General features: G+C 59.1%; 16 protein-coding genes. 14 read left to right on the top strand and 2 right to left on the bottom strand.

The window, feature by feature from the left end:
- Together narJ and narI are read left to right on the top strand one after the other, a co-directional pair.
- A complete protein-coding gene (narJ, locus tag HA052_RS09620; protein WP_166451764.1) occupies positions 1–642 on the top strand; it encodes a nitrate reductase molybdenum cofactor assembly chaperone in 642 nt (213 codons plus the stop codon).
- A gap of 22 nt (positions 643–664) precedes the next feature.
- On the top strand, positions 665–1,351 hold the full coding sequence (gene narI, locus HA052_RS09625; protein WP_166451765.1) for a respiratory nitrate reductase subunit gamma: 687 nt from the start codon (positions 665–667) through the stop codon (positions 1,349–1,351).
- Between the two features lie 212 nt (positions 1,352–1,563).
- On the opposite strand, the gene HA052_RS28240 is transcribed toward narI, so the two are convergent.
- Positions 1,564–1,860: an integrase core domain-containing protein gene (locus tag HA052_RS28240; RefSeq protein ID WP_166451766.1), complete on the bottom strand. Its 297-nt coding sequence runs from the start codon at positions 1,858–1,860 to the stop codon at positions 1,564–1,566.
- A 790-nt stretch (positions 1,861–2,650) separates the two neighbouring features.
- Here HA052_RS28240 and HA052_RS09635 point away from each other — a divergent pair.
- From HA052_RS09635 to HA052_RS09690, 12 genes are all read left to right on the top strand, one after another.
- The gene (locus HA052_RS09635) at positions 2,651–3,361 is read left to right on the top strand and encodes a cupin domain-containing protein (protein WP_166451767.1); all 711 of its coding nucleotides are present in this window, start codon (positions 2,651–2,653) and stop codon (positions 3,359–3,361) included.
- A 125-nt stretch (positions 3,362–3,486) separates the two neighbouring features.
- Positions 3,487–4,950, top strand: coding sequence for a class-II aminoacyl-tRNA synthetase family protein (locus tag HA052_RS09640; protein ID WP_166451768.1), 1,464 nt, complete (start codon positions 3,487–3,489; stop codon positions 4,948–4,950).
- A gap of 31 nt (positions 4,951–4,981) precedes the next feature.
- A complete protein-coding gene (locus HA052_RS09645; RefSeq protein ID WP_166451769.1) occupies positions 4,982–6,058 on the top strand; it encodes a GTP cyclohydrolase II in 1,077 nt (358 codons plus the stop codon).
- 9 nt (positions 6,059–6,067) lie between these two features.
- The gene (locus HA052_RS09650; RefSeq protein ID WP_166451770.1) at positions 6,068–6,760 is read left to right on the top strand and encodes a DUF6939 family protein; all 693 of its coding nucleotides are present in this window, start codon (positions 6,068–6,070) and stop codon (positions 6,758–6,760) included.
- A complete protein-coding gene (locus HA052_RS09655; protein WP_166451771.1) occupies positions 6,757–8,139 on the top strand; it encodes a phenylacetate--CoA ligase family protein in 1,383 nt (460 codons plus the stop codon). Before HA052_RS09650 ends, HA052_RS09655 begins: the two co-directional genes overlap by 4 nt.
- Entirely contained in the window at positions 8,136–9,203 is a 1,068-nt protein-coding gene (locus HA052_RS09660; RefSeq protein WP_277345088.1) for an Ldh family oxidoreductase, read from the top strand. The genes HA052_RS09655 and HA052_RS09660 overlap by 4 nt, the downstream gene beginning before the upstream one ends.
- Positions 9,193–9,990 carry an HpcH/HpaI aldolase family protein gene (locus tag HA052_RS09665; RefSeq protein ID WP_166451773.1) on the top strand — a complete coding sequence of 266 codons (798 nt, stop codon included), beginning with the start codon at positions 9,193–9,195 and terminating at the stop codon, positions 9,988–9,990. The genes HA052_RS09660 and HA052_RS09665 overlap by 11 nt, the downstream gene beginning before the upstream one ends.
- A gap of 356 nt (positions 9,991–10,346) precedes the next feature.
- Complete coding sequence (locus HA052_RS09670) at positions 10,347–10,673, top strand: YMGG-like glycine zipper-containing protein (RefSeq protein ID WP_166451774.1); 327 nt, start codon at positions 10,347–10,349, stop codon at positions 10,671–10,673.
- Positions 10,674–10,806: 133 nt separating this feature from the next.
- On the top strand, positions 10,807–12,786 hold the full coding sequence (locus HA052_RS09675) for a methyl-accepting chemotaxis protein (RefSeq protein WP_166451775.1): 1,980 nt from the start codon (positions 10,807–10,809) through the stop codon (positions 12,784–12,786).
- Between the two features lie 218 nt (positions 12,787–13,004).
- Positions 13,005–13,979 (top strand): GTP 3',8-cyclase MoaA, encoded by a 975-nt coding sequence (moaA, locus tag HA052_RS09680; RefSeq protein ID WP_166451776.1) that lies wholly within the window; start codon positions 13,005–13,007, stop codon positions 13,977–13,979.
- A gap of 10 nt (positions 13,980–13,989) precedes the next feature.
- Entirely contained in the window at positions 13,990–15,924 is a 1,935-nt protein-coding gene (locus tag HA052_RS09685; RefSeq protein ID WP_166451777.1) for a type IV pili methyl-accepting chemotaxis transducer N-terminal domain-containing protein, read from the top strand.
- 70 nt (positions 15,925–15,994) lie between these two features.
- The gene (locus HA052_RS09690; RefSeq protein WP_081551081.1) at positions 15,995–16,663 is read left to right on the top strand and encodes a response regulator; all 669 of its coding nucleotides are present in this window, start codon (positions 15,995–15,997) and stop codon (positions 16,661–16,663) included.
- 571 nt (positions 16,664–17,234) lie between these two features.
- Here the strand turns inward: HA052_RS09690 and kdpE are convergent.
- Positions 17,235–17,930: a two-component system response regulator KdpE gene (kdpE, locus tag HA052_RS09695; protein ID WP_166451778.1), complete on the bottom strand. Its 696-nt coding sequence runs from the start codon at positions 17,928–17,930 to the stop codon at positions 17,235–17,237.

Here is a 17,930-nt window from a genome sequence, read left to right on the forward strand (position 1 = left end):
ATGCGCATCTATCAAGCCTTATCGGCGCTGCTGTGCTACCCGGAGCCGGATCTGCTCGCCGCGGCGGACGATATCCGCGCCGAAGTGGCGGCGGAGCCGCGCATCGCCCGGCTGCTGGAGCCGCTGCTGCTGTCCTTGGAGGGCGAGGATCTGATCACCCTGCAAGAACGCTATGTGCAGACTTTTGACCGCAATCCCAGCCATTCGCTGCACCTGTTCGAGCATATCCACGGCGAGGACCGCGCCCGCGGTCAGGCCATGGTGGACCTGCTGGCGGAATACCAGGCTCAGGGCTTCGAGCCGGCGGGCAACGAGCTGCCGGATTATCTGCCGCTGTTCCTGGAGTTCCTGGCGCAGTGTCAGCCGGAGGAGGCCGTCCGCCTGCTTTCCGACGCGGTGCACGTGATCGCCCACGTGGCCGGCAAGCTGGCCGACAGCCACTCCCACTACGCCGGCGTGCTGCAGGGGCTGGTGCTGCTGTCGCCGGTGGCGCCGGAGGCGCTGACCGTGCCGCCGGTGCGCGACATGGACGAGATGCTGGAGACCTTCGGCCCCGGCGCCGACGGCGTGGAGCCGCTGCTGAAGCCGACGCGGCCGGCCATCGCTCCGGTGAACTTTTACCCGCAGCGGCCGCAGGGCTGAATCCCGCTGCCAGGAGAGCAACATGAACTATCTGCACCAATTCGTATTCGGCATCTACCCCTACATCGCGCTGGCGGTGTTCCTGCTGGGCAGCCTGATCCGCTTCGACCGCGAGCAGTACAGCTGGAAGAGCGAGTCCTCGCAGCTGCTGTATCGCGGCCAGTTGCGGCTGGGCAACATCCTGTTCCACCTCGGCATCATCGGCCTGTTCTTCGGCCATCTAGTCGGCCTGCTGACCCCGATGGCGGTATGGGAGGCGCTGGGCGTCAGCCACAGCTTCAAGCAAGTGTTCGCGATGACGGCCGGCGGCATCATGGGCGGCCTGTGTCTGATCGGCATCCTGATCCTGCTGCACCGCCGCTTCACTTGCGACCGGCTGGCGGCCAACACCACCTGGCGCGACAAGCTGGTGTTGCTGTGGATACTGGCCACCTTGTTGTTGGGCCTCAGCACCATTGCGGTGTCGGCGCAGCACCTGGACGGCCACGAGATGGTGTTGCTGATGAGCTGGGCACAGCACATTGTCACCCTGCGCGGCGATGCGGCCTTCTTCATCGTCGACGCCTCGCCGGTGTTCAAGGCGCACTTGTTCATGGGCATGAGCTTGTTTGTGATCTTCCCGTTCACCCGTCTGGTGCACGTGTGGAGCGGCTTCGGCGCGGTGACCTACCTGGGCCGGGCCTGGCAGCTGGTGCGGCCGCGGGGTTGAGAACTACGGGGAGGTATCCCTAGGTTTGAATCCGCTGTGCGGATGATGATTTGAACAAATAAAGTCTGTAACAACACGGTCATTATGGTTTTGTGTCGTTAGTACAAAAAGAGGCTCGGGAGAGCCTCTTTTTGTATGCGATTGATTGATTCGATGAAGCAGATTGGCCTGGTCTCAAGGGCTGGTGCTCGGCCTGAGTGGTTCTTCGCGTGTCAGATGGAAAAGAACTGGTTCCATAAAGATTGTCTTTCCACAGTTTGTATGTTGCCGATTAAGTGGCGATCCAGTTTGGTTGGGGTAAGTGATTTCTCTCGGAATTCAACCAGGGTCGGGTAATTCAAGGCATTGTGGGGACAGGCATGATTGTAGCTTGGTCGCCACGCTTCAATCGTCTGTCTAGCACCTGGCCAATTATGAAAGACGGGCTTTAATTCCTCCCGGGAATGTCCGTTGAAGTTCTCGATAAATGTATTCTCAACGGGCTTGCTTGGCCGGATGAGTTGCGGCATCACGCTGTGACGATACACTCATTTGCCCAGTGCTCGGCTGATAAACGCTGGCCCATTGTCTAGCTGAATCAGATTTGGGCGACGTCTGGCACAAGCATAGCGGATTTTGAACACGGACGATGCGTCATCCAGAAAGGGTGTGGTTCACCTCGAATCACGCCGATTCGCGATCCTAGATATTCACCATCGTCAACGCTCGGATACAGTAGCCATCCCAGAGCGTATCCAACATCAATTCCATTGCCTGATGCTGATTTTGCCCCTTCGGCAAGCACCACCAAGATGGCTGGCGTTTCTTGTGCTATCGGCGTTGCTAAGCCACTTGCGCAGCCTTGCTCGCGACTCCCCATGACGATCTTTAGTAGGTTTACGGTGAAAGCGTGACCAACATTACGCGCCAGATCCGACGTTCAGAGAGCTGTGTCTGGCGACACTGTTTTAAGCTCGATATCTAAACATTTACTAGCCTGATCTAGTTTGTTGGCTAAATGATTGTCATCATAAAAACTTTATTTTCTCGGATATTATTGCTGTGTGAATTTTCAACAAAATACAGAGTATGGTTGCAATGAAGGCTGTAAATTTTTTTTCGTTAAATTTTCACTGTTAAGTGAACTAATGATATTTCTGAAAATCTAGAATAATGGCTCTACATGCAGCAGAACAAACACCTAGGGGGATATTGGGTTGGGGGTATCTATTAATGCCTCGCTCGTAGTGTGTAAGGTACGTTTTGTCCTGTGTTCAATGCATGTCTAGCATTTCAATAAGCTAAATTAAGGACATTGACATGGAAGTTTTTGACATTAGGAAACCTCTCTCGCTACATGACCTAGATCCGCTCTTCCCTTCTCAGATGCATATATCGGCAGGCAATCAAGAGGTGTTGGTCGAATCTGGCAGCACAGTCTATGGCTATGTACAACATGGACAGTTGAGCATTACCCACGCTGGCTTGAGCCAGCAGTTAAGTGCAGGGATGTTTTTCGCAATTCCAGGGCCAGCCAGGCTTGGTTCCTTCATCGGGCTAGCATGCATCCGTCAGTATTATCATGGCGCGCCAATATACGGTGGGCCAATAGAACAGCTGGGTCGCCTGAAATACATCGATGGCTGCTCTGACAGTTTACTGATTTCGCCAATGCTCAAGGGCGATCCATGTCTTAACTATCTATATGTCCCACCTCATCTGAACCAGACCGCTCATACTCATCCCTCAGTTCGTATCGGTATCATCATTGAAGGGGAGGGTTATTGCCTGACTGAACATAGGCGTCTTGAACTGGTCGCCGGCAAGATATTCTTGCTGCCTGCAAATGAGGTTCACAGCTTTCATACCGAAAATAGTCCTCTGCGCATCGTGATCTATCACCCCGACTCTGACTTCGGCCCCACCCATGAAGAACATCCAATGGTCAACCGTACGTTGGTGGATGGCGTATCCCTTGCTGGTGAGAATCAATATCGCACCCGCAAGATCGCTCAAAACGTTACAGATTGAGCCTAGCCATGCATCAAGATGTCCATCCGGGCCCTCCATGCCCACAACTGGGCGGTAGCACCCTCACGGGGGCTCTACCCTCACTACCTACATGGTTGACAGACTCGCAGCCGGCGGCATTGAGCTTGTCTTCGGATGTGCAGAAAACGACACAAACACACGGTTTGGGTCTGGGAGAATTCACCCTCCGTTTGAAACAGGCGGGCATCTGTGATCTTGGAGTAGTGCAAGTGCCGGGCGCAAACGTATTACTACCTTGGGGTGTCGCCTTGAGTGAGCGGTTGGTAACGCTGATTCGCGCGAGTTTTAACGAAATGGGGCTAGACGAATACGCCTATCCGCAGGTTGTGCCGGAAGTTTGCTTTGAACCCATGGCTGACCTTTTGGATTCTCAGCGTGGCCTATTGCAGATTGCGACCCGCCTGGATATGGAGCAAGGACGCTCTCGGGGCGTCCTGACTCCAACGGGAGAACAGGTAATCGCTAGTCATTGGCGGCAGCTGGTACATCAATCGGAGTCCTTGCCTATCCGCATGTTTCAGCGCGCACGTTACTTTCGTCCAGTCAGCTCCGCTGATCGCAGTGGCAAGGGAGTATTCGCTGCATTAGAGGCCGCAGACATATTCGAATTTCACTGTTGCCATCCCTTAAAACAAACAGCGCTGGATGATATCCAGAAATTGCATCAGAGACTACTCAAGCTGGTTAACGAGCTGCCACTGCCTCAATTTGTCGGAATCCGTCCACCTTGGGGCAACCATAGCGAACTATACGAATGGGCGCTGGGTGGCGACACTCCGCTGCCCAGCGGCGAGTGTGTGCAAACTTCAGCGTTGTATTTTCAGGGACAGCAATTATCGCGCCGCTACGATATCGGCTTTGGGAAAGGTGAGCAGCGCCAACATACCTGGCAACTGGATGGTTTCGTCAGCCGCCGTACGATGTACGCCCAATTGTGTCTGACTGCCAAGCAGGATGGCTCTTTGTCAGTACATCCCCGTCTTGCCTCCACTCAAATTGTCATCCTGGCGCGTAGTCTTGAGCAGGCCCACGATGAACGGCAGCAGTTGCAATTGTTGTTGGGTCAGTTGAAGGCACAGGGTCGGCGTGTGCTCTTGGAATACTGTGTTGACGCCAAGGCACTGACGAATAAGTTCAAACAATGGAAAGGCCGCGGAGCGCCCCTATTGATGTTGTACTTTGGCCGTCGCCATCCACAGGATCAGCTGCGGATTCGTTTGTACCGGACCGATTCGGATCAGGAGGTAGGAGCATCTGCAGATACAGACATGCTAGCTCGGCAAGTCGAAAACGCACTAGACGATATTGACGATGACGCCAGTGAAACCATCTTGCGCCGCGCCCGGGCGCAAATAGTTTTTGCCTCATCTATTGACGATGCACGCGATGCCCTAGCGGCACGTAAAAGCGTGGTCGCCCCAGTTTGCCCCACTCGCGAAAATGCGCAGGAGGTAGCCACCTGGAAGATGGGGGAATTATGCAGCTTTGCCGCAGCGGAAAATTCCGCCCCTTGTATTTTTTCGGGCCGGCCCACTTGGGCGAGGGCTTTGTTGTCGCGACGTATTTGAGCCCGACCTCAACCATAGCAAAGGATAAAACATGAGAAACAGCCATACAGACCAATTGGAAATGATCGTCGGCCCAGTACGCCTACCCTTGAAAATTGACGACAGCGTCAACTATTTCCAGCTGCACTACTTCGAATTTCAGGGAAAACGCTGGGCTTGCGCCGCACTGGGCGAACTATCAACGCTGGAGGCGGTGCCGCTGCGGATAGAGTCGGCTTGCTTCTTTGGCCATGTGATGCACTCGCAACAATGTGATTGCGGTTTCCAGCTAGACGAGGCCTTCCGTCGGATCTCGCAACGACAGAGCGGGCTTGTGATCTATGGCATAGACCAAGATGCGCGAGGCCTGGGTATAGAAAAGCATTTCCGCATCTATGACTACCGGCAGAATCAACAGCTCGATACCGATGAAATTTACCAACGATTTCATGCTCCGCTAGACAGTCGTTCGTATGAGGCAGTAGCCGCGATTCTGAGATTCCTAAACGTAAAGCATATCCTGTTAATGTCCAACAACAACGACCGGCTCGCGTTTCTCCGCGCCGAGGGTTTCCATGTGGAACGTGACCAGATTGAGGCTCCACTCACCCCGTATAATATGGCCACCATGATGTTGGAGAAGGAGGACTTGGCCTACCAATGGAGTTTCCAGACGCATAGCGACTGGTTGAGTCCATTGCAGAAGCAAGTAGAAGCTCACCCACAACGCTATGCCGCCTGCGTAGTGCGGGATAACCAAGCCATTGTTGCTCAGTGGGAAGGCGAAAGCTGGGATGTAGCACAAAATCTGCTGGCTGAGTTCCCGAGGGAATCGGGGGGTAGCTTAGTGATCTACCTGAGCGACCTGCCACGATTGGATGAATTGACCCTCTACGCCACCACTGGTGCGCGCTTTGTGGTTGTACCATTCTCCAGCTTGCCGGACTACTTGCTGACGGAGGCTCGTCGGCTGGGTATTAAGGTGCAAGATTGGGAGCGTGGCAATAAATATCGTGCACCACGTCCACAATGGCAATTGGAAGAACGGAGTGAAACCGGCGATATCTATAGCCGTGGCGAAGAACTCAGGATATTGCGCCAGGACGACATCACCGGTACGGCCAACTGAGCCGCCGTGATGACCTACCTGGCCCTCTCCATGTCGAGACAAGACGCCATAGCCATGATGCTGGATGAGGCATCGTCCTGCATGATGGTAGACAGCTTCAATGGCGCGCCCGCCAATATGCGCGATTTCCGCTGCTTCAATCCTTTTACGCAATGGCCTGAGCCAAGTATCCCGGTGCCTGGCCAGACCGGCCTGTTAGCACGCTCGGTAGAGTCAATATGGCAGGGACTAAAACTGGTGAATGGCCAGACCGATTTCGATCAGTTTCTGGGGCCGCCGCATAAGCGCCCCAGCGATGCAGAGCGGCGGCGTCTGCATGGCTACTGCTATTCGGACAGTCGTTTCGCTTATGGTGATCGATCACTCAATCTATTGTCCGCACGCTTACTGATTTATCTACCCACCTATCTGTTTTTGCTGGATAGGTTGGTGCCCGAGGCACTGCTAAGGCAGTTACGGCAACATCTTGAGCAAACCGGACCGGTGCTGTGTTACGACTGGGACGCCAACCAAAATATTGCCGACACCTCATCGTCGTTCAGCCATTCGGCCATTCTTGCCAATTGGCTCAACGGCATGCTGGAGCAGCAATACCTTCCCCTTGCCAAGCAGGTCCTAACTGAAAGCGACCGGTGTGAATTTGATGCCAGCATGGGCACCTTGTTGTGTCGCTACCGCGCTTTTCATCAGGAGAATCCATGACTTTACATCCGGGTTTGGCCCGCAAGCTGTACTGGGGCTGCGAAAAGCTGCAAGGTCGGCAGCAGGTGGCCGAGCGGCTACGCTGGCTGGAGGAAACCCAACACCTGTCGTCACAAGCTTGCCGTGAGCTCCAAATGCAGAAGTTGCATGCGCTACTGAGTCATGCCTACGAGACTGTTCCCTACTACACTCGAATATTCCTCGAGCGCGGCCTAGTGCCAGACGACTTCAACTCATTGGCCGACCTGTCCAAGTTGCCGTTGCTGACTCGACAGGATCTCACCGCCAACCAGACCGATCTAATTTCCAGCCAAGCCAATCGCGCTAGCCTTCAGACGAACTACAGCAGTGGCTCTACTGGCAAGCGTGCCTGCTTCGTACAGGACTCTAACTTCCGCTTATGGATGCGAGCCCATCAGCTACGTACCTATCAATGGTGTGCCGATTGGAAAGTGGGGGAGCCATTCGCGCTGTTATGGGGCTCATCCATCTACTGGAGCCTTAAAAGAGTATCGGACCAGTTAAAAAACCTACTTAGCAACCGCCGAGAATTCAACACTTTCCGGTTGTCTCCGGAATTGATAGGGCAGTTCACCCGCAGCCTAGCAAACTTCAATCCGGTGCTTATCAGTACCTACACCAACGCCATGCATCTGATTGCACGACAGATGGAGCGTGAAGAGGTCAAGGTGCCAGCGCTGCGTGCCATCCAGGGAACTTCAGAACCACTCCCACCAATCATCCGCGAGCGCTTGCAGAAAGTATTCGGTTGCGAGGTCTACGACAAGTATGGCTCACGTGAAACCAATATCGTCGCGCATGAAAGTCCCTGCCACGATGGCATGCTGATTCAGGTGGAGAACGTCGCGGAAGAGTTTCTGCGCGACGATGGCACAGCCTGCCTACCCGGAGAGACTGGCCGCGTGGTACTGAGCACGCTGAACAACTTTGCCATGCCACTGATTCGCTACGAAACCAGTGATCTGGCCGCACCGTTGTCCGGACTCTGCGCCTCGGGTCTAGGTTTGCCGCGCATGAGTCATGTCGCTGGTCGTCAGCAGGATCTGATCGTTACTCCAGATGGCTCCTATATCGATGCCTACTTGTTCTCTTTCTTGATTATGCGTTTTGAAGAGATAGAGTGGTTTCAGGTGGTGCAGGACGGCATAGACAGATTGCGTATCAGGCTGATGGCACCAACTGGTATTTCACATATGCGTTGCGCCGCCATCATTGAGCGTATCCATCACCATACGGGCTACCCGTTCCGCATCGAATTCGAGCAGTTCGAACAAATGCCAGATTCGCCTACAGGCAAGTTCCGCCTCTGTGTGTCAGAGCTAAGCGACATAGGCACCCGTCATCCGGTGACGCTATGAGCGTTGACATTCACGTGGACGAACTGCGAGGCTTGGTCATGCGTACGCTGCAAGGCTGCAGTGTGCCGGCTGCACTGGCACGGCAGGTAACGGATGACCTGCTGGAGAACGAACTGACCGGTTATCCTTCGCATGGCGTGTTGCGCCTAATCGATTTGGTCGCCGACATCCGTGCCGGTCTGTTAGACCCGGCGGCTCGGCCTGTGGTAGAGCAAACGGGGGTCAATGTCGCCATTGTAGAGGGCAACGGTGCCTTCGGCGTCCTTGCCCGCCAGGCGGTTGCAGACATCTTGCGGAGTATGTGTCGTGAGCAGCCGCTGGTCATGGTCTGCCTGCGGCACGGCCATCATCTGGGTAGATTGGCCGCGTTGGGCCGCGAACTGGCGGGTGCTACGCACCAGCCATTGGCTGTCATGGGATTTTGTAACTTCCAGGGCCGCGGCCAACGGGTGGCGGCTCCCGGTGGGCGTCTCGGCCGGCTGTGCACCAATCCGCTACTCATGGCCTTTCCATCCGACGACACGGATCCGGTGGTGCTGGACATGAGTACCACTTCGGTGTCGGAGGGGTATGTTCGTCGCCGAGCACAGGAAGGAATCCCCTTGCCGTCTGGCTGCCTGGTTGGTGCCGATGGCCGGCCAGCGCTGACCCCATCCCTGCTTTACGCCGACCCACCGTTAGCGACCATGCAGCCGTTAGGCGGCGAGTTGGCTGGTCACAAGGGGTATGGTTTGGCTGTTCTTATCGAGTTACTAGCAGGTGCGCTGGCTGGCGCCGACCATGTCGCCCGCCCCGGGAGTGCTGGCAATGGAGGACTATTCCTCGCGATCAACCCCGCCCTCACACCATCCGGTCTAGCCACCATCAAGGCTGAGGCAGCGGCCATAGCCGGACATTGTCGCGAAACCGGGCAGGCTGGTCGTATGGCCCGGATGCCCGGGGAGGGCTATGTAGAGCGCTGCCGGGTTGCTGCCGGGCGGACCTTAGTAACGCTTCCTGCCACAACCTTAAATACCATCCGACATCTGGCAGGGCAGAACAAGGATTCCCTATATGCTGAATAATTCACCATTTCATCCGCTGCTGAACGCGGGCAACCCGATAAAGGACAAACTAACCGCTGGTCACACCAGTTTTGGCCTCTTTTTGGTTACCGCTAGCGCGCTCATCGCGGAGTGTTGCGCTACTCGCGGCCCAGATTGGTTGCTGGTTGATATGGAGGCATCCCCAGCTGACCGCGCAACTTTGATTCATATGCTACAGGCGATGAATGGCTCGCGCAGCATTGGTATGGCGCGAGTAGCACGCAATGAACGGCACTTGATAGAGGCGGCCCTGGACAGCGGGGCACTGGGGGTGATGGTGCCTAAAGTGGAGTCTGCAGCGGAGGCGCGAGCGGTGGTGGATGCTGCACTTTATCCACCGCAAGGTCGGAGGGGTGTCAATCCCATTCGCTGCTCCGGCTACTTCTCCCGCCTGCCTGACTATTTCTCCGAGGCGAATCAGTCGCTGCTAACTATAGCCCAGATCGAATCGGCACAGGCAGTAGCCGCTGCGGACGAGATCGCCGCAGTGGATGGAATAGATGTGCTCTTTGTCGGTTGTGGCGATCTAGCCAGTGACCTAGGTCAGGCTGGTCAAGTGGGTGGTCCGCAGATGGATGCAGCCTGCGCTCAAGTGCTTAAGGCTTGTCGACGTCACAACAAGGTGCCGGGCATTTTTGCCAACAACCTGGAACTGGCGCAACGCTATGCTCGTCTGGGTTTCCGTTTGATTGCATGCGGGAATGATATTGGGTTAGTGGTACGGTCGCTAGAGCAACAGATGCATGAATTAGATGAGCGTACCTAGGGCCATCCTTGATTTGGAGGAGGCTGAGTCGTCGACTGAGCAGGCAATTCTACCGTGTCAAACTTCTCACCTTTCACCCGGTGGCTGCCAGGGGGTAGCTGGGCGTTAGATACTTGGTTTTCTATTACGACTTACAAATTAAGTTCTTTTGTATTTGAGCTTTAAACAGTAGTTTGAAGGGGTAAGCGGCGGAGCGCACCAAGGTGCTTCGCCGTTTTTCATGCCATCAGGCTACATATAAACTCGATAAGTTGTGTAGCGATAACAAGAGCGAACAATTCCTAACAATTCGAAACAGCCGGCTGTCAACCAAACGGTTAAGCTGCGCCATCTGTTTAAATTCGGGAGTTAGCCGCATGAAACGCGCACTTGTCATCTTTTCGCTGAGCCTGGCCGGCCTGGCCTCCACCGCCATGGCGGACACTTCCACCATCGTCGGCGGCGCGCTGGGCGGCGCGGCCGGCGCGGCGGTGGGCGAGGCGGTGGGCGGCCGCAACGGCGCCATCATCGGCGGCGCGGTGGGCGGCGCTTCCGGCGCGGCCATCGGCCATGACTACGGCAAGCCGGCGGCGTCGGAACGCCATGACGACGATGGCCGCCGTTATCGTAAGCACCGTCATCGCCACCACCGCGACAAGGGCTATTTCTGCCCGCCGGGACAGGCCAAGAAAGGCCGCTGCTGAGCGTCCCGTCGACCATAGTCATTAGTCACATCGCCGTATTCAGCATGGGCCGGGCTTGATCTATATTGATGGGTGTTGGTTTCCATTGTCATGGAAAATCAAGAGAAACAGCCAATCGAGATCGGAGCCCGCCATGCTGTCCAGGCTATCCCTCGCCAGCAAGCTGCTATTGCTGCTGCTGCCTTTTTCCGCCGCCCTGATCGGCCTCGCTTCGGTGCTGGCCGTTGATCGCTTCCAGACCCTGTCGGAACTGCAACGCTCGGATCGCCTGATCCAAGTGGCGGCGGGGTCAAGCCAACTGATTCATGATTTGCAGACCGAACGCGGCCTGAGCAACGGCTTTCTCAGCGGCCAGGCCGTGAGCCTGCCGCCGCCCTTGCTGCAGGCGCGTTCGGTCAGCGACAAGGACTTGGCCGCCTTTCGCGATGAGGCAACCAACCACGTCGCCAGTAATCTGGCCGGCGATCTGTCCGCCTTGAGCGGGCAATTGGACGGCCTGTCCCAGTTGCGCGACAGCGTGGAAAAGCGCGCGATGCCGGCGGCCGAGGCCTTCGCCGCCTATTCCGGCCGCATCGACGCCTTGATCGGCCTGATCGCCAAGCTGGCGCAGGCGAATAGCGACGGCGATCTGCTGCGCAGCACCGCGGCCCTGCTCAGCTTGCAATGCGAGAAGGAGTTCGCCGGCCGAGAGCGCGGCTACGTCAACGGTGTGCTCAACGGCGGCGCCTTCGACCAAAAAAGCTTCGCCCAGGCGGTGGGCCTCAAAGCCAAGCAGGACGCTTGCGCCGGCCAGCTGCGGCTGATGGCGGACGAAGCGCTGCGCGCCCAGGCGGACGCGGTGGAGGGCGGCGACGAGGCCAAGGCCTTGCAGGCGCTGCGCGATAAACTCTTGGGCCAGGCCCTGGGCCAGCCTGCCGGCGTGGCGCCGGCGGCGTGGTTTCAGGCGGCGACCCAGCGCATCGGCGCGCTGAAAACGCTGCAGGACAAGCTGTTGTCCGATCTGGCGGCTCAGGTGGCGGCCAAGGTGTCCCAGGCCCGCGTCGACCTGTGGGTGACGCTGGGCGGCTCCGCCCTGGTGATTCTGGCTTTGGGCGGCTTGGGTTTCGCCATCTATCGCGGCATCCATGTGCCGGTGCAGCGGCTGGAGCTGCTGATGACCTCGATGAGCCGGGATTTCGACCTGCGGCCGCGCGCCAACATCCGCGGCCATGATGAAATCGCGCGCATGGGCAAGGCTTTCGATCATTTGGTGGAGGCCTTCGCCCGCACCCTGAATCAAGTCAATCACAACGCCCATAGTTTGGTGGAGGCGGCGCATGCGATGCTGGCGATTTCCCACCGCGCGGCCAAGGCCTCTGAGACCCAGAGTCACTCGGCCGCGGGCATCGCCGCCGCGGTGGAAGAGATGAGCGCCGGCATAGAATCGGTCAGCGCCAACACCCGCCTGTCTTTGAACGTGGCGCAGCAGATGCAGAGCAGCGTCAGCGACGGGCGCGAGCGCATGCGCAGCACCACCCAGGCGATGAATCAGACATCGTCGGTGCTGGACGACGCCGGCGGCCGGATAGAGTCCTTGCAGCAGAAGTCCGAGGATATTCGCTCCATTATCACCGCCATTCGCGAGATCGCAGATCAGACCAATCTCCTGGCCTTGAACGCGGCGATCGAGGCGGCGCGCGCCGGCGAGATGGGGCGCGGCTTCGCCGTGGTGGCGGACGAGGTGCGCAAGCTGGCTGAACGCACCGGTAAGGAAACGTTGGACATCACCTCTTTGATCGAGGACATCCGAGGCGAGACCCAAACCGCCGCCCACCATATGCAGGAGGCGCGTCAGCGCATGGAGTCCGGCTTGGAGCTGGTGGGCCAGACCGTCAACGATCTGGACGAAATCCACGAGGAAGCCAGCGAAGCGGCGGCCAAGAGCCAGGGCACCGCGGCGGCGATGGCGCAGCAGACCGCGGCTAGCGGGGAGGTGGCCAACAATATCAGCGTGATCGCCTCGCTGGCGGAGGAGAATTCCGGCCTGGTGCAGGAGGTGGCGGATTTGTCCGACCGGCTCAACGCCTCGGCCAGCGAACTGGTGGAGCTGGTGGATAAGTTCAAGCACGCCTGAAAATCTGTTTACGATCTGCTGCGCTTCGACGCTGTCCTCAGGCTTCAATTCTGCCGGCTGGCCCCTAGTTAGAAGTGACTAGGGGCCAGCGTGCTTTGGTTGGACTGCGGATTATTGGTCTAGCTAGTAAAATGGAATCAGGAAATATCAGATTGGCGGCGACAGCCGGGCCACTTGGTTGCGACTAAGCGGTATCATTGGCTGCCATGGAGGAACTCATGCTTACCGACCGCTTCGGGCGCTCCATCGAATACCTGCGTTTGTCCGTGACCGACCGTTGCGACCTGCGCTGCAATTACTGCCTGCCCAAAGGCTTCAAAGGCTTCGAGGAACCGGCCAACTGGCTGACCTTCGACGAGATAGAACGCGTGGTGGGGGCTTTCGCGCGCCTGGGCACCCGGCGGCTGCGGCTGACCGGCGGCGAGCCGCTATTGCGCCGTAATCTGCCGGAGCTGGCGGCGCGCCTGTCCGCGCTGCCCGGCCTCAACGATCTGTCGCTGACCAGCAACGCCACTCAGCTGGCGCGCCATGCCCAGGCGCTGCGCGCCGCGGGGGTGAGCCGCGTCAATGTCAGTCTGGACTCGCTGCGCCGCGACTGCGTGCACGACATCACCGGCAGCGATAGCCTGCCGCGGGTGATGGAAGGCTTGATGGCGGCCAAGGACGCCGGCTTTTCCCCAATCAAGATCAATATGGTGGCGATGAAGGATGTCAACGACGCCGACATCGGCGCCATGGTCGCCTTCTGTATCGAGCATGGCTTCGTGCTGCGGCTGATCGAAGCCATGCCGATGGGCGATACCGGCCGCGCCGCCAGCTATCTGGACTTGCAGCCGGTGCTGCGTCAGCTGCAAACCGAGTTCGATCTTGTGGAACAGGCCGCCACCCTGGGCGGCGGCCCGGCCCGCTACTGGAAAACCCGGGACGGCGGTTTCTCGCTGGGCCTGATCACCCCCATATCCCAACACTTCTGCGCCACCTGTAACCGGGTACGGTTGTCGGTGGACGGCACGCTCTACATGTGCCTGGGCCAGGAAGAAAGCTTTGAGCTGCGCCCTCTGCTGCGCGCCGGCGTCAGCGACGCCGAACTGGAAGCGGCGATCCGCGCGGCGATAGAACTGAAACCGGAGCGACATGAGTTCAGCGAAAAGCCGCAAAAGCTGGTGCGCTTCATGTCGATGACCGGTGGTTAGGGCGACGGCGATGCGGCTGAACGTGTCTCCTGTGCTGGGCGGCCCGCTGGGCCAGCGGCTCAGCGCCAAGATCGTCGGCGTGCTGGCGGTCTTTCTGTTGGTGGCGCTGGGGTCCATCGGGGCCACGCTGTGGCTGTCCTGGCAGCAAGAGGGCGGCGCGGCGGCGATCAACGACGCGGGGAGCCTGCGCATGCGCGTGACCCGGCTGGCGCTGGACTTGCAGCTCAGCGGCCGGGACGGCGCGCGCGCCGACGCCTTGCGTCGCGACATGGTCAATTACGAAGCCATCTTGCAGAGATTGCGCCGAGGCGACCCGGCGCGGCCGCTGCTGGTGCCGCGTCAGGCGGACATTCAGCAGGCTCTGACCCAGGTGGAAACGCAGTGGCGCGGGCAACTGAAACCGGTGCTGCTGGACGCGCTGACGCGGCCTGGCGACAACGCGGCGGAGGGCGCCCGCTTTGCCGAGCGGGTGGCGCTCTACGTGGCGGACATCAACACCTTCGTCAGCGGCATGGAAGCCTACAACGCGCGCAATACCGACTACCTTCGCCTGTTGCAGCTCTTGCTCGCCAGCATGGCGGTGGTGGGCACCGTCGCGCTGATCTATCTGATGCTGCTGATCGTGCTGCGGCCGCTGGACAAGCTGCATCAGGGCATACGCCGGCTGGCGGCCGGCGATTACAGCGTGCGGGTGCCGGTGGAAACCGACGACGAGTTCGGCCAGGTCAGCACCGGCTTCAATCTGATGGCCGCCTGTCTGTCCGAATCCCACGCCACCCTGGAAGAGCGGGTACGCGGCAAGACCGCCAGCCTGCAGCAGAAAAACCAGGAATTGGCCTTGCTGTACGAAATCACCTCCTTCTGCAATCAATCCCAGCCGCTGGAAGCGCTGTGCAAGGGCTTTCTGGTCCGGGTGATGCGCGCTTTCGACGCGGACGGCGGCGCTGTGCGCTTGACCGACTACGGCCAGGGAATGGTATTCGTGGTGGCCGACGACGGCTTGCCGGAAGGGCTGCTGCGCGACGAACACTGCCTGAAAGTGGGCGACTGCCTGTGCGGCGAAGCCGCCGCCAAAGCCGAGAGCCGGGTGGAGAATATGCGCGGTCTGCCGGACAAACAATGCAGCCGCGAAGGCTTCCGCGTCGTCAGCGCCTTTCCGGTGGCGACGCAGAACCGCACGCTGGGCATTTTCAATTTGCATTTTCGCCAGGCGCGCATTCTGCTGCCGCAGCAAGTGCGACAACTGGAGATGTTGGGCCAGCATCTGGCGGTGGCGATTGAAAACCTGCGGCTGGCGGCCAAGGAGCGCGAACTGGCGGTGCTGGAGGAGCGCAATCTGGTGGCCCAGGGCTTGCACGACAGCATCGCTCAGGGTCTGTCTTTTCTGAACCTGCAAACCCAGATCATGCGACAGGCGCTGGACAGCGGCGATCCGGGTCTGGTGGACGACACGCTGGCCTTGTTCGAGGCCGGCGTCAAGGAAAGCTACGACGATGTGCGCGAGCTGCTCAACAACTTCCGCTCCAAGCTGTCGGAAAGTCTGAGTCAGGCGGTGAGCAGTTTGCTGGACAAGTTCCGCAAGCAGACCGGACTGCGGGTGGAGCTGCGTTCCACCGGGGCGGGCGCGCCGTTGATGCCGGAGCAACAGCTGCAAATCCTGTTTATCCTGCAAGAGGCGCTGTCCAATGTGCGCAAGCACGCCGAGGCCAGCCAGGTCACGGTCAGCCTCAGCGACGACGGCGAGGTCTTCGTGCTCAGCGTGCTGGACAACGGCGTCGGCTTTGATCTGGATACCGTGCGGAACAAGGGCGACGGCCATTTCGGTCTGTCCATCATGCAGGAGCGCGCGCAGCGCGCTGGCCTGCAGTTGGACATTGAATCCACCCTGGAGGAGGGCACCCTGGTCAGCCTGCTGCTGCCGCGCGCGCGGCGCATGGCCGCTTGAGCCACTAGCGCAGCGGCAAGACAGCTCTCATACTGTCCATATCTGAACTTGAAAGACCCGGAACTCGATGATGTCTGAACAGACCATACGCATTTTGCTGGTGGACGATCACACTTTGTTCCGCAGCGGAATCAAGGCCCTGCTGGCGCGCCAGGCCGGCTTCGACATTGTCGGCGAGGCGGCCGACGGCGCCGAGGGCGTCAAGCTGGCCAAGCAGCTGGATCCGGACGTGGTGCTGCTGGACCTGAACATGCCCGGCATCTCCGGCGTGGAAGCGTTGACCTTGATGCTGCAGGACCAGCCCAAGCGGGCAGTGGTGATGCTGACGGTGTCCGAGGAAGCCGACGACCTGACCGCGGCACTGAAGGCCGGCGCGCGCGGCTATCTATTGAAAAACATCGACGCGGATTTCCTGACCCAGGCGGTGGCGCGCGCCGCCGCCGGCGAATCGGTGATGAGCGATTCGATGACCGCCAAATTGATGGCCCAGTTCCGCCACGGCGCGGCGGCGCCGGTGGAACCGGCGGAGCAGGAGCTGGATAAGCTGACCCCGCGCGAGCGCGAAATCCTCGGCTTCCTGGCCCAGGGCAAGAGTAATAAGGAAATCGCGCGCAGCCTGGACTTGGCTGAGAGCACGGTCAAGATCCATGTGCAGAACATCCTGAAGAAGCTCAGCCTCAGCAGCCGGGTGCAGGCGGCGGTGTTCGCGGTGGAGAACGGGGTGGGGCGCAGCGCTTGAGCGGCTGCGCACGACCCTGGCTCCCTGGAGCATGAACAGCTTCTAAGAGCCTGTTCACGATCTTTCCGAGTGATGGCTCCAAGACATGGAATCCGCTGCGCGGATGGTGATTTTCATTGCCGGGGCTGCCCGGCGAGCAGGGAGGAGATATTTGCTTGGCCAAATATCCCCTCCACCCCTAAAGGCCACCCTGCAAGCCAGGCCTACGGCTTCCCGCCGGTTCCCGTCAGGCCCGAGGCGCGGCTGAACTCGCACCGCGCTAGCGTCGCGGTGCTCGAACAAGCAGCCGCTTAAAACCTCGGGCCTGCCACCCGTCGGCAGGCTTGAAGGGACCCGGGGCGCGTCGGATGCGCGGCTTCCTGTGCAGCAAACCGTGTTTCAAAGCACAGGCAAAAGATCGTAAACAGGTTCTAAGAACCTGTTTACGATCTGCTGCGCGTAGTGAGACGTCACACGGTGAGTCCCGCTTCGAAATGCTCATGTTCCACGCGTACATTCCGCTTTCTCAGCCGCAACGCCTTGTCTCGCTCTGGCTCGCGAGACTTTGAACAGGCTCTAAGCGGCGGCCCGCTCAACCCTCCACCAGCCGATAGCCGACCCCGGTCTCGGTGAGGATGTGGCGCGGCATCGCCGGATTGTCTTCCAGCTTCTGCCGCAGATGGCCCATATAGACGCGCAGATACTGGTTGTGCTCGGAGAACGACGGCCCCCACACCGCCAGCAGCAGCTCGCGATGGGTGATCACCTTGCCGGCGCTGCGTATCAAGGTGGACAGCAGCCGATATTCTATCGGCGTCAGATGCACCGCCGCTTCCGCCTTGGCCACCTGGCGGTTGACCAGATCCACCTTGATGTCGCCGAACTGGAACACCTGCTGCGCGGCGGCGCTGCCGTGGATGCGGCGGCGCAGCAGCACGCGGACGCGCGCCAGGCATTCGGCCACGCCGAAGGGTTTGGTCAGGTAGTCGTCGGCGCCGGCGTCCAGCGCCGCCACTTTTTCGGTTTCCTGAGTACGCGCGGACAAGACCAGGATGGGCAGGTCGGTCCATTCGCGCAGCTGCTTGATCGTGTCCTGGCCGTTCATATCCGGCAGGCCCAGGTCCAGTATCACCAGATCCGGCTTGCGGGTGGCCACTTCGATCAGGCCCTGCTTGCCGGTTTCCGCCTCATGGACGGTCAGGCCTTCCTCTTCCAGCGCCGCGCTCAGAAAGCGGCGGATCGGTTTTTCGTCTTCGATGACGACGATGCTGATTGGTGCGTCTTGCAT

Source organism: Chromobacterium fluminis (genome assembly GCF_011602385.1).
GTDB lineage: Bacteria > Pseudomonadota > Gammaproteobacteria > Burkholderiales > Chromobacteriaceae > Chromobacterium > Chromobacterium fluminis.